General features: G+C 63.6%; 13 protein-coding genes and 1 pseudogene. 8 read left to right on the forward strand and 6 right to left on the reverse strand.

Going from position 1 to position 12601, the window contains the following annotated elements:
* The first annotated feature begins 184 nt into the window (after positions 1-184).
* The 7 genes from ugpB (at position 185) to QA642_RS00530 (ending at position 6014) form a co-directional block, all read left to right on the forward strand.
* Positions 185-1501 (forward strand): sn-glycerol-3-phosphate ABC transporter substrate-binding protein UgpB, encoded by a 1317-nt coding sequence (ugpB, locus tag QA642_RS00500; RefSeq protein WP_283082906.1) that lies wholly within the window; start codon positions 185-187, stop codon positions 1499-1501.
* Between the two features lie 48 nt (positions 1502-1549).
* The gene (gene ugpA / locus QA642_RS00505) at positions 1550-2431 is read left to right on the forward strand and encodes a sn-glycerol-3-phosphate ABC transporter permease UgpA (protein ID WP_283082907.1); all 882 of its coding nucleotides are present in this window, start codon (positions 1550-1552) and stop codon (positions 2429-2431) included.
* Entirely contained in the window at positions 2431-3279 is an 849-nt protein-coding gene (gene ugpE, locus QA642_RS00510; RefSeq protein ID WP_027561588.1) for a sn-glycerol-3-phosphate ABC transporter permease UgpE, read from the forward strand. Before ugpA ends, ugpE begins: the two co-directional genes overlap by 1 nt.
* Before the next feature lie 6 nt (positions 3280-3285).
* Entirely contained in the window at positions 3286-4371 is a 1086-nt protein-coding gene (locus tag QA642_RS00515; RefSeq protein ID WP_283082908.1) for a sn-glycerol-3-phosphate import ATP-binding protein UgpC, read from the forward strand.
* Positions 4372-4665: 294 nt separating this feature from the next.
* On the forward strand, positions 4666-5091 hold the full coding sequence (locus tag QA642_RS00520) for an Hsp20 family protein (RefSeq protein WP_011083554.1): 426 nt from the start codon (positions 4666-4668) through the stop codon (positions 5089-5091).
* A gap of 50 nt (positions 5092-5141) precedes the next feature.
* Positions 5142-5414 (forward strand): DUF1150 domain-containing protein, encoded by a 273-nt coding sequence (locus QA642_RS00525; protein WP_007598581.1) that lies wholly within the window; start codon positions 5142-5144, stop codon positions 5412-5414.
* Positions 5415-5519: 105 nt separating this feature from the next.
* A complete protein-coding gene (locus tag QA642_RS00530; RefSeq protein ID WP_283082909.1) occupies positions 5520-6014 on the forward strand; it encodes a GNAT family N-acetyltransferase in 495 nt (164 codons plus the stop codon).
* 102 nt (positions 6015-6116) lie between these two features.
* On the opposite strand, the gene QA642_RS00535 is transcribed toward QA642_RS00530, so the two are convergent.
* From QA642_RS00535 to QA642_RS00555, 3 genes and pseudogenes are all read right to left on the reverse strand, one after another.
* Positions 6117-7640, reverse strand: coding sequence for a long-chain fatty acid--CoA ligase (locus QA642_RS00535; RefSeq protein WP_349253825.1), 1524 nt, complete (start codon positions 7638-7640; stop codon positions 6117-6119).
* A 98-nt stretch (positions 7641-7738) separates the two neighbouring features.
* Positions 7739-8866: pseudogene (locus QA642_RS46470) on the reverse strand (DUF5938 domain-containing protein).
* 38 nt (positions 8867-8904) lie between these two features.
* A complete protein-coding gene (locus QA642_RS00555) occupies positions 8905-9708 on the reverse strand; it encodes an SDR family oxidoreductase (RefSeq protein WP_283082911.1) in 804 nt (267 codons plus the stop codon).
* Between the two features lie 280 nt (positions 9709-9988).
* Here QA642_RS00555 and QA642_RS00560 point away from each other — a divergent pair, with 280 nt between their 5' ends.
* On the forward strand, positions 9989-10627 hold the full coding sequence (locus QA642_RS00560) for a TetR/AcrR family transcriptional regulator (protein WP_283082912.1): 639 nt from the start codon (positions 9989-9991) through the stop codon (positions 10625-10627).
* Positions 10628-10799: 172 nt separating this feature from the next.
* On the opposite strand, the gene QA642_RS00565 is transcribed toward QA642_RS00560, so the two are convergent.
* The 3 genes from QA642_RS00565 to raiA form a co-directional block, all read right to left on the reverse strand.
* Positions 10800-11033 carry a hypothetical protein gene (locus QA642_RS00565; RefSeq protein ID WP_283082913.1) on the reverse strand — a complete coding sequence of 78 codons (234 nt, stop codon included), beginning with the start codon at positions 11031-11033 and terminating at the stop codon, positions 10800-10802.
* Positions 11034-11278: 245 nt separating this feature from the next.
* Entirely contained in the window at positions 11279-11740 is a 462-nt protein-coding gene (gene ptsN / locus QA642_RS00570) for a PTS IIA-like nitrogen regulatory protein PtsN (RefSeq protein ID WP_008141251.1), read from the reverse strand.
* 228 nt (positions 11741-11968) lie between these two features.
* Positions 11969-12580, reverse strand: coding sequence for a ribosome-associated translation inhibitor RaiA (gene raiA, locus QA642_RS00575; protein ID WP_283082914.1), 612 nt, complete (start codon positions 12578-12580; stop codon positions 11969-11971).
* Positions 12581-12601 lie beyond the last annotated feature (21 nt).

Consider the following 12601-nt stretch of genomic DNA (forward strand, 5'->3'; position numbering starts at 1 on the left):
GCGCGGGCCGTGCATGGGCACCGCGAACGGCGCAGGCCCGTCCGTGGCGCCTTCGCCTATTTGACGACTTCCCTTTTGGCCGCGCTTGCTGCTTTCGTTTCTCCCGCTTACACAGTCATGTGAACGTCATATGGCGCTGCTAGCGCAAGCGCCTCTTCATTGACGGGCAAGGGAGGTTTTCTTGATGGCTCTTCGACATTTTGGCGCGGCTGCAGCTGTTGCACTCACGGTTGGTCTCGGCGCCTCGCCGGCCCTGGCCGTGACCGAAATCCAGTGGTGGCATGCGATGACCGGCGCCAACAACGACGTCATCGTCAAGCTCGCCAACGACTTCAACGCGTCGCAGAGCGACTACAAGGTGATCCCGACCTACAAGGGCAACTACCCCGATACAATGAACGCCGGCATCGCTGCGTTCCGCGCCGGCAACGCCCCGCACATCATGCAGGTGTTCGAAGTCGGCACCGCGACCATGATGGCCGCGACCGGCGCCGTGAAGCCGGTCTACAAGCTGATGGCCGAGACCGGCGAGAAGTTCGATCCGAAGAACTACCTGCCCGCGATCACCGGCTACTACTCGACCTCGAAGGGCGAGATGCTGTCGTTCCCCTTCAACTCGTCGTCCACCGTGATGTGGGTCAATCTCGACGAGCTGAAAAAAGCCAATGTCGAGATCCCCAAGACCTGGCCTGAAGTGTTCGAGGCCGGCAAGAAGCTGAAGGCCGCCGGTCACGACACCTGCGGCTTCTCCGGCTCGTGGGTCACCTGGGTCAATCTCGAGCAGCTCTCGGCCTGGCACAACGTGCCGCTCTCCAGCAAGGCCAACGGCCTCGACGGCTTCGACACCGTGCTCGAATTCAACGGCCCGCTCCAGGTCAAGCATCTCGAAAACCTGGTCGAGCTGCAGAAGACCAAGGTCTACGACTACGCCGGCCGCACCAACACCGGCGAAGGCCGCTTCACCTCGGGCGAATGCCCAATCTACCTGACTTCGTCGGCGTTCTTCGGCAACGTCAAGGCGCAGGCCAAGTTCAACTTCACCGCCGTGCCGATGCCCTATTATCCCGACGCCAAGGGCGCGCCGCAGAACTCGATCATCGGCGGTGCTTCGCTCTGGGTCATGGGCGGCAAGCCGGCCGACGATTACAAGGGCGTCGCGAAATTCCTGACCTTCCTCTCCGACACCGATCGTCAGGTCTACATCCACAAGGCCTCGGGCTATCTGCCGATCACCAAGGCGGCCTACGCCAAGGCGAAGGAAGAAGGCTTCTACAAGGACCAGCCCTATCTCGAGACCCCGCTGCTCGAGCTGACCAACAAGGAGCCGACCGAGAATTCGCGCGGCCTGCGCCTCGGCAACATGGTTCAGCTGCGTGACGTCTGGTCGGAAGAGATCGAGCAGGCGCTGGCCGGCAAGAAGACCGCCAAGCAGGCGCTCGATGCCGCCGTCGAACGCGGCAACACGATGCTGCGGCAGTTCGAAAAGACCGCCGTGAAGTAAGGCGACTGCGGCAGGCCGGTCGCCCGGCCTGCCGCTCCCCGGGGCATCATGCAAAAGCAAGCCATTTTCCAATCGAGGCTATTGCCCTACGCGCTGGTTGCCCCGCAACTCGCGATCGTCCTGATTTTCTTCTACTGGCCGGCCCTGCAGGCGGTGATCCAGTCGTTCCTGCTCCAGGACGCCTTCGGCCTGTCGTCGAGCTTCGTCTGGTTCGACAACTACATCGAGCTGTTCAGGGATCCCGCCTATTTCGCAACGATCGTCCGGACCTTCTTCTTCTCGTTCGCGATCGCGATCTCGTCACTGTCCTTCGCGCTGCTGCTCGCCGTGATGGCTGACAAGCCGCTGCGCGGCTCGATGCTCTACCGCACGCTGCTGATCTGGCCCTATGCGGTGGCGCCGCCGGTCGTCGGCGTGCTCTGGATCTTCATGCTGCATCCCTCGCTCGGCGTGCTCTCGCGCTATCTGCGCGGCCTCGGCATCGACTGGAATCCGCTGCTCGACGGCAACCAGGCCGCGGCGCTGGTCATCCTCGCCGCCGCCTGGAAGCAGATTTCTTATAATTTCCTGTTCTTCCTCGCCGGCCTCCAGAGCATCCCGAAGAGCGTGATCGAGGCCGCCGCGATCGACGGCGCGCGTCCGATGCGGCGGTTCTGGACCGTGATCTTCCCGCTGCTGTCGCCGACCATCTTCTTCCTGCTGGTGATCAACATCGTCTACGCCTTCTTCGACACGTTCGGCATCATCGACACCATGACCCGCGGCGGACCCGGCACGTCGACCGTCACGCTGGTCTACAAGGTCTATTCGGACGGCCTGCTCGGCGGCAATCTCGGCAGCTCCGCGGCGCAATCGGTGATCCTGATGATCATGGTCATCGTGCTGACGGGAATCCAGTTCCGCTTCGTCGAACGCAAGGTGACCTACTGATGGTCGAGGAAGAGGGCTTTCGGCGCTACGTCGCCCACATCATCCTCTGGATCGGGATCGCGATCGTCGCATTCCCGGTCTACATCGCCATCGTCGCCTCGACCCAGGACAACGCGCTGATCGCCAACGGCCAGATGTCGCTGCTGCCGGGCGGTCATTTCTTCGAGGTCTATTACCAGACCATCTTCGTCGGCACGAGCGGGTCGACCCGCGAGCCGGTCGGCAACATGATGCTTAACTCGCTGGTGATGGCGCTCGCGATCGCAATCGGCAAGATCGCGATCTCGATCATCTCGGCCTATGCGATCGTGTATTTCCGCTTTCCGTTCCGGATGGCGATCTTCTGGATCATCTTCATCACCCTGATGCTGCCGGTCGAGGTGCGCATCTATCCGACCTACAAGATCGTCGCCGACCTGCACATGCTCGACAGCTATGCGGGCCTGGCGCTGCCGCTGATTGCCTCGGCCACCGCGACGCTGCTGTTCCGCCAGTTCTTCATGACTGTGCCGGACGAATTGCTGGAGGCCTCGCGCATCGACGGCGCCGGTCCCCTGCGCTTCTTCTGGGACACCCTCTTGCCGCTGTCGCGCACCAACATGGCGGCCCTGTTCGTGATCCTGTTCATCCTCGGCTGGAATCAATATCTCTGGCCGCTGCTGATCACCACGCGCGACGATATGCAGACCATCCAGGTCGGCATCCGCAAGATGATCACCACCACCGACGCGCTGACCGAATGGCCGATCGTGATGGCGACCGCCGTGCTGGCCATGCTGCCGCCGGTGTTCGTCGTCGTCGCCATGCAGAGATTGTTCGTGCGCGGCCTCGTCGAAACCGAGAAATGAGTTTTCATGGCTAACGTCACCCTGCGCAACGTCCGCAAGACCTATCAAGGCGGCTTCGAAGCCATCAAGGGCGTCAACGTCGATGTCGGCGACGGCCAGTTCTGCGTGCTGGTCGGCCCCTCCGGCTGCGGCAAGTCCACACTGCTGCGCATGGTCGCAGGGCTCGAGACCGTCACCGGCGGCGAGATCGACATCGGTGGCCGCGTCGTCAACCAGGTCGAGCCCGCCGATCGCGACATCGCGATGGTGTTCCAGAACTACGCGCTCTATCCGCATATGAGCGTCTACAACAACATGGCCTATGGCCTGCGCAACCGCGGCATGGCCGAGGCCGAGATCAAGACCCGCGTCGAGCAAGCCGCGCGCGTGCTCGAGCTCTCCGCCATGCTGGAGCGCAAGCCGCGGCAGCTCTCCGGCGGCCAGCGCCAGCGCGTCGCCATGGGCCGCGCCATCGTGCGCCAGCCGAAGGTGTTCCTGTTCGACGAGCCGCTCTCCAACCTCGACGCCAAGCTGCGCATCGCGATGCGCGTCGAGATCCGCAAATTGCAGCGCCGGCTCAGCACGACGTCGATCTACGTCACCCACGACCAGCTCGAGGCGATGACACTGGCCGACGTTCTCGTCGTAATGAACGGCGGCCAGGTCGAGCAGGTCGGCAATCCCCTCGCGATCTACGAGAAGCCGGCGACGACTTTTGTGGCTTCCTTCATCGGCGCACCGCCGATGAACCTGATGTCGACGCGTCCCGACGAGATCAAGTCGCAGCTCGGCGGCAGTGCTGTTGAGGCCGGCATTCTCGGCATCCGCCCGGAGGATTTCGTCATCACCGACGAGACACCAGCGGGCGGCGTGGCGCTGCCGTTAACGGTCGAAGCCATCGAGCGCGTCGGTGCCGAAACTTTCGTCTACGGCTCCCGCGAGCAGGAGGACCAGCGCGTCGCCGCCACCCCGGGCGAGCTGCCGCCCGGTGAGGTCATCGTCCGCATTCCCGGAACCGAGGCCCCTGCCATCGGCGCGAGGATCCGCGTCGCGGCGATCCGGGCGAAGCTGCATCTGTTCAGCGGCGACGGGCGGAAGCGGATCGAGGCCTGACGGGTACCGGGGGGCAGACCGAGAAAACGTCCGAAAACAACCCCATGCACAGTAGGAGGGGTCCTGTTTTCATTGAGATAAATCGCCCGCAAATTCGTCATGCCTGCGCCTTCGGGGGTATGACGAATTGTAAGCATTTTGTGCGATGGCAGAGCCCTGGGCGGCAAGCGCCCCATCCACAGGCCCCCGGCTACGTCCTTGAACCGACACGGGGATATGACCATATTGCTGACCAAGGGGTGCCTTGATCGGGCCCCGAAGCACCAAAGTCGCTTCGAGAGGACTTTGTAAACTATGTCTCGTGTTCCCACGCTTTCCAGTCCGTTCCTTCTGGGCTTCGACGAGATCGAGCGCGTGCTCGACCGCGTCGTCAAAGGCGCCGACGGCTACCCTCCCTACAATATCGAGAGGTGTGACCGCTCGGACGGCCAACCCGAGCGTTTGCGCATCACGCTGGCGGTCGCCGGCTTCACCCGCGACCAACTCGATGTAACCATTGAGGAAAACCAGCTCGTCATTCGCGGGCGGCAGCAGGACGACAAGACCCGGCAATACATCCATCGCGGCATCGCCGCGCGCCACTTCCAGCGCACCTTCGTGCTGGCGGAGGGGATGCTGGTGCTGGGTGCGGATTTGAAGAACGGGTTGTTGTCGATCGACCTGGCCCGGCCTGAACCGGAGAGGATCGTTAAGACAATCGCTATCAATGAGCACGAATAATGGAACGAGTAGCGGACTCGACCGCTTAGTTCTTTAGAGGAGTCGAGACCATGAGTGAAGGTCACGTTGCGTTCGAATACGAAGCCAAGAATGTCTCTCCGGAGACGCTGGCAACCCTTGGCGAAGGCCATATCGCCTATGTGAAGCAGATCCGCTCCGAGGACGTTCCGGGCCTGTTTCCCGAGGCGCCGAAGATTGCGCCGGGTCTCAAGCTTTTCGCGCTCCACGCCGCCGACGGCACGCCGATCATGCTGACCGACAGCCGCGAAGCCGCGATCGCCAACGCCTGGAGCAACGAGCTGCAAGCCGTCAGCGTGCACTGAGCGCGCATCGCACGACTAGAGATTTGGCGGGCATGCCTTCAGACGAAGGCATGCCCGTTTTCATTTGTGAGGGGCTGCTGCTAGACGGTGGTCATGGACCAGCCCATGCCCATCCCGATTGCGATATCCGAGTTGTCATCCGGCGAAGCGCTGGCCGAGACGATGCTGTCTCTCAACAACAGCCATGCAGAGGAATTGTCGTGGCTTGAGCGCGAGCGGCTGCAAGACCTGGTCGCGCAAGCCTTCTACGCGCGCAGGATCAGCCATCTCGATGCGTTCCTGATCGCACTTGATCAGGACGGGCACTACGACAGCCCGAACTTCCTGTGGTTTCGATCCCGCTACGCGCGCTTTGTCTACGTCGACCGGATCGTGGTCGCAGCATCCGCGCGCGGCATGGGATGCGCGCGCCGGCTTTACGCCGACCTGTTCGATCGCGCGGCCGAAGCCGGACACGATCGCATCGTCTGCGAAGTGAATCGGCAGCCGCCGAACCCGGCGTCGGATGCGTTTCACGCCGCCCTGGGATTTGCCGAGGTCGGCAGCGCCAACATCCACAATGGCAGCAAGACGGTGCGCTATCTCTCGCGCACCCTCTGACCACACTCAAAGAAAGCGGTTGGGCAGCCTTGGGCCGCAGTTGTGGCCGACAGCACCGAATAGATCGCGGACGCCTCGCGCGAGGCGCACAGGCAAGCCCAATCAGGTCAATCGCGCTCGGATGTCCGGTTTCAGGACCTTCCCGACCTTTGAGCGCGGAAGATCGTCCCAGACTTCGATCTGCTTCGGCGTCTTGACGCTGCCGATCTGTTCCTTGACGAAGGCGGCGAGCACCGCGGGGTCAATCCGCTGGCCGGCGCGGGGCTGCACCACGGCCACGATCCGTTCGCCCCACTTCGGATCGGGCAGCCCGATCACGGCGCAATCCTGCACCGCCTCATGCGCCCGCAGCGCGTTCTCGACCTCGATCGAGTAGACGTTGAACCCGCCGGTGATGATCATGTCCTTGGCGCGATCGACGATATAGAGGTAGCCGTCGTCGTCGATGTAGCCGATGTCGCCGGTGTGGTGCCAGCCATGCGCGGAGGCCTCCGCCGTGGCCTCGGGATTCTTGTAGTAGCCCTGCATCACCAGCGAGCCGCGGACCACGATCTCGCCGCGCGCGCCTGATGGCAGCAGATTGCCGTCGCCATCCATGATGCCGGCCTGCACCAGCGGGCTGATCCGCCCGGCCGAAGCGAGGCGCTCCATCGCGATGGTGCCGTCGGCATTGTAATGCTCATCTGGTGCCATCATCGAAATCATCATCGGCGCTTCGGTCTGACCGAACAACTGCGCCATCGGCCCGATACGCTGGAGCGCCTCCGCAAGCCGCGCGGCCGAGATCGGCGCCGCGCCGTACCAGAAGCATTGCAGCGAGCCGAGGTTGGCGGAGTCGAGCCTGGGATGATCGAGCAGCATGTAGATCACGGTCGGCGGCAGGAAAGTGTGCGTGACGCCGTAGCGCTCGATCAGATCGAGGAATTCGGCGATGTCGGGGTGATGCATGATCACGATGCGGCCACCGAGCGCCATGATCGGGAAACACAGCACGCCGGCCGCGTGGGTCAAGGGCGCGAGCGCGAGATAGACTGGACGGCCCTTGAAGGGATAGCCCATCAGCGTCAGGGCCGTCATGGCCTCGATGTTGCGGCCCGACAGCATGACCCCCTTCGGCTTGCCGGTGGTGCCGCCAGTGCCGGGAATCATCGCGAGATCGTCGACCGTCTCGCATTGATAGGGGTCGTCGGCGAGGCCGGCGAGCCAGCTGTCAAACGAGGGCGCGAAGGGCAACTCTGCATCGAGGCAGACGAGGGCGCGCAGCTTCGGCAGCTCTGCACGCACCGCTTCGACCATCGGCGCGAAGCTTGAATGAAACAGCAGCAGGCTGCAGTCGAATTGGTCGAGGATGATGCGGTTTTCGGCCGCCTCGTTGCGCGGATTGATCGGGCACCAGACCGAGCCGGCACGGAAAAGGCCGAACACGCACGCAAAGGCGACCGGATCGTTGCCGGAGAGAATCGCAACCTTCTCACCGGGCGCGATACCCGATCGCGCGAGCCCGCGCGCGATGCGATAGCTGAGCTGCTGCACTTCGCCATAACTGAGGTCGCGCCCATCCATGGTGAGGCACGGCGCATCGGGGCCGAGCGAGGCACCTTTGTCCAGGTAATCGATGAAGCGCATGGTCGCCCCCGAAGCATCGTAAGGTTGGTTAGATGCGAGCCGCGGCGAAGGTCCACCTCTCCCTTGGGAGAGGTGAGGAACGATCGCCGCCGCGTCTCCTAATCGTGTACGGTTAGAACAGGCTTGCTGACCAGACCAAAACTGCGCAATTGCCCGAGCAGCTCGTGATGGCCGAACGCCTGGCAGCCGGAGGCGAAGCCCACGCGCTTGGGCGGCTGCTGCAGCAAGTGCGCGGCGGCATAGGCCTGCAGCAAGCCGGTCTGCTTGTAATTGCTGTTGCCGTTGATGACGCAGTGCGCGCCCCAACGGGCCGGAGGCATGCACCGAATCCAGCGACTTGTTGACGCGCGGGTTCTCGCGCGGCGGCATGGTGTTCATGACGCCGGCGGCGGTCTGCGCCAACGCGGCGTAGCGGTCGTCGGGGTTCATGTCCTTGGTCGCTTCCAGCGCGGCGGCGACGATCTGCGGCACGCCCAGCATCAGGGCGCGATTGAACACGCCGCCCAGCACCTTGACGTTGGCCACGCGCGGATCGCGCTTGAACCACACCGGATGCGAGGTGCCGCCCCAGGGCAGCGCCAGCGCCAACTCATGCTGGCCGGGGATGGCGAGGTTGTAGAGGCCGGCATCCACCTGATGCTCGACATATTTGTTCTGATCCAGATAGTAGGCCTTGGCCATTGCGGCATTGACCAGGATGGTCTGCGTCGAGGCGATGGTCGGGCTGCCGCCCCAGAACACCGCGATATCGAGGGTATCGAGGCCGGGCGTCTCCAGGCACAGCTGCGCGGCGATTTCGCCGGTGGTGTACATCTGTGCGATGCCGGGCGCGAGCAGCAGGCCGGCATTGGCGAACTTCGCGCCCCACTCCTGCTCGAGCGTGATCAGCCAGTCCTGCTCGCCTGTCGTGTCGGTGTAATGGCATCGGGAAGCCCAACACGCCTGCACCACCTCGCCGCCGAATCTGGCGAAGGGCCCACGGTGTTGAGCACCACCGAGGCGCCGTTGAACAATTCCGACAGTGCGCTCACGGTGTGCGGCACTTCCACCACCTCGTAGTCGGCGGTCTCGATGCCGGCGACGTTCGCCTTCATCGCGGCGTTGAGTTTCCCGGCGCTGCGGCCGGCGGCGATGAAGGGAATGTTGTACTCGCGTAAGTATTCGCAGACCAGCCGGCCGGTGTAGCCGGACGCGCCATAGACGATGACGGGCTTCTTCGCGCTCATTGCGTTCCTCCGAAATGTTCGTTGTCAGGTTTTTTGGCTCACATGCCCATGCCGCCATCGACCGGCAGTCCGATGCCGGTGATGAAGCGCGCCTCGTTCGAGCACAGGAACACCGCGGCGTCGGCGATGTCGCCGACCTCGGCGAGCTTGCCGAGAGGCGTCTGCTCCACCACCGAGCCGACCGCGGCGTTGACGTCGGGCGCGAGGCCGATCTTCACGATGTCGTTGGCCAGCTGCAGGCCCATGTCGGTCGGGATCAGGCCGGGATAGATGCAGTTGACGCGCACGCCATAACCGAGCTTGCCGGCCTCCATCGCAGCGACCCGTGTCATGCGATCGACCGCGGATTTCGTGCCGGAATAGACCGCGATGCTCGGGAAGGCGATCGTCGCCGCGACGGAGGCGATGTTGACGACCGCGCCGCCCTTGCCCGCCGCTCCGCCCGGCCGCATCGCGCGGAAGGCGTGCTTCATGCCGAGCACGGTGCCGACGATGTTGACGTCGCACATCCGCCGCGCATCCTCGGCTCTGATCTCGCTGACCAGCGAGGTGATCTCAATGCCGGCATTGTTGATGAGGATGTCGTAGCCGCCGAGGGTGGCGACAGTCTTGGCCACCGCCCGCTCCCATTGCGCGTCGTCGGTGACGTCGAGCTGGACGAAGCCCGTCGCGACATCTTCCTTCGCGATAGCAGCTGCGCTGGCGCGGCCGGCCTCCTCCAGAATGTCGGCGATCATGATCGAGGCGCCGGCGCGCGCCAACGCCTGCGCGATAGCCGCGCCGATTCCCCTCGCACCGCCGGTGACCAGGGCTTTCCTGCCCGCAAGGCTCTTCCCACCCATGACGCACTCCTCCGTTGCTGGTGATTGATTCGTGCTGCGCCACCAGGCGCGCACCAGGTCGATGGGCGCAGGCCTTTCGGCGGCACCCAGCGAAGCGTTCCTCCATGGCCGGACGTCTTGACGACTGTCCAAATTATTGGCGGGAGCCTCCGCCAGAATCTTGACACTTGTCAAGATCGAATTTGACAGTTGTCTAAGGAAGTGGTTGTGAGGAGGCGGAGCTATTCCGCGGTCGACGCGGTTCAAGTCCTTGAAAAAACGGGACTGAGGAAAGGACGACATGGCGCGGCAGATGACAGGGGCGGCCCGGCGTGTGGCCGATGCGGCCGAGGTGCTGCGCGACGAGAAGTTCAACGCGCGGCGCATCGAGCTTGCCGAGGCCGCGCTCGAAACCCTCGGAGAGCTCGGCTTCGCCCGCACCAGCCTGCGGGAGATCGCGCAGAACTCGGCGTTCACGCACGGCGTGTTCCACTATTATTTCAGCGACAAGCTCGACCTGATCTGCTGCTGCGTGCGCCACTACAAGGCGAAGTGCGTGACGCGATATGACGAGGTCGTCGCAACGGCAACGAGCCGCGACGAATTGACGGAGGGCTTCCTCGCCAAGCTCGCAGCAACGCTGCAGAACGAAGCCCGTATGCACCGGCTGTGGTACGATTTGCGCTCGCAGGCGATGTTCGAGGCGGCGTTCCGCAAGGACGTGCTCGAGATCGACAAGAGCCTGGAGGCGATGATCTGGCGCATCGCCTCGCGCTATGCCGAACTCGGCGGCAAGCGGCCGGCGTCGTCACCGGCTGCGCTCTATGCGCTGTTCGACGGCCTGTTCCAGAGCGCGCTGCTCCGGCACCTCGCGGGTGACAAGACGGCGGCTCCCGAACTGCTCGACGAAGTCCGGCGCCTGCTGCCGACCGTGTGCTGAAGCGCGGGCAGCGCCCGCGAAGCTTCCGCATCGTCATTGCGAGGAGCACTTGCGACGAAGCAATCCAGAATCCCTCCGTGGAAAGATTCTGGATTGCTTCGCTACGCTCGCAATGACGGAGTGTGAGGTAACGGCGTGCTCAACTCTCATGTCCTGGACGCGGCGCAGCGCTTCAGTTCGCGACCTCTTTGATCGTCGCGACGATCATGAAGACCAGCATCGCGAACCCGAACGCAAGCATGACCCAGGTGATAAGCACGCAGCCTTCGAAAGTTGTCTCGTTGCTGGCGCGAGTTACGTAGCCGTTGCGGCTCCAGATTTTTCCTTTCGTGCTGGCAAGCCGTAGCTGCCACGCAATGCTGGTCAGCCACCCGATCATTCCGGCGAATACGAGGAATGTCAGCAAGGAAGGACTCTTGGGAAGCTCGCGGCCAAGTCGCGAAGACTTCTGACTGGACCGACGCACGAGAGTAAGCGTGCCCGTTATCATTTGTAACGACAATTTCGTACCGTCATGCCCGGGCTTGTCCCGGGCATCCACGTTCCTGGTTCGATGAGGCAAGCCGTGGATGGCCAGGACAAGCCCGGCCATGACGACGCAGATACTTCAGCTTTAAGGAGCCTTAAGATGTGGAGATTGGAACCGACGTCTTACGCCGCGGTCGCCGGCGGCAGGGCCAGCACCGAATAGATCGCCTGGGCATCCCGCGAGGCGCGGAGCTTCTTGGCGATGTCCTGGTCGCGCAACAGGCGGGCGATGCGGGCGAGGGCCTTGAGGTGATCGGCGCCGGCGCCTTCGGGGGCGAGCAGCAGGAAGACGAGATCGACGGGCTGGCCGTCCATCGCCTCGAAATCGATCGGGCGATCGAGCCGCGCGAACAGGCCAAAAATCTTTTCCAGCTTGGGCAGCTTGCCGTGCGGGATGGCGACGCCATAGCCGACCGCGGTGGTGCCGAGCTTCTCGCGCTGGAGCAGCACCTCGAACACGGAGCGTTCGTTCTGCCCGGTCAGCTCGGCGGCCTTGGCCGCAAGTTCCTGAAGCGCCTGCTTCTTGCTGTTGACCTTCAATGCCGGGAGAATCGCCTCGGGTGCGACCAGATCGGTAATCGGCATGGAAGCTTTCCGAGGTGAATTAAACCGTCAGGTTCCGATTTGGCCAGCGTGGGGATAACCGCGCCGGGCCGGCGTCGAGAAGGTGAAGCAGGAGGGAGACTTAGCCAGTCCCTAGACCCTGATGTGGGGCGCTTCTACTCCAACGCAATCCCGGTGCCAACTCCCGCGTAAGGCTTTGCCCCGGTCATTGTTAAGGGCTGCGGATGGTACGGGGTCCGGCTGGCCCCCCTATTCCCCGGCCTTGCCGCCGGCATTCCCGCCCGGTGGGTCGATCCAGCCGACATTGCCGTCGGCACGCCGGTAGATGATGTTCACCCGGCCGCTGGACCCATGCTGGAACACCAGGCAGGGCGCCCCGGTCAGGTCCAGTTCCATGACGGCCTCGCTCACCGAGAGCTGCTTCAGGGCGGTGGTGGCCTCGGCGATGATCACGGGGCTGTAGCCGGTGACCTCGTCGTCGTCCTCCCCCTCGCCTGGCGCTTCCAGCACGTAAGCCGTGGCGTCGAGGGTAGCCAGCGCCGCAGAGGCGACATGGGCCTTGCGGGCGGAGCGGTCCTTGAGGCGGCTCTTGTAACGCTTGAGCCGCTTCTCGATCATGATCAGCGCCTGGTCGGCACTGGCATAGGCGTCCGGCGCGTTCGAATCGGCCTCCAGCGTAACTCCCGAATCGAGATGCAGCGCGCAGTCGGTGCGAAAGCCGAAGCCGTCCTTGGAGAGCGTGATGTGGCCGGAATAATTGCCGTCGAAATATTTGCGCAGGACCTCTTCAGTCCGGTCGGTCACGCGGCCACGCAGGGCCTCGCCGACGCTGACGCTCTTGCCCGAAATCCGAAGAGTCATGGTGATGCCTCGCTTGGTTTG

Source organism: Bradyrhizobium sp. CB2312, from assembly GCF_029714425.1.
GTDB lineage: Bacteria > Pseudomonadota > Alphaproteobacteria > Rhizobiales > Xanthobacteraceae > Bradyrhizobium.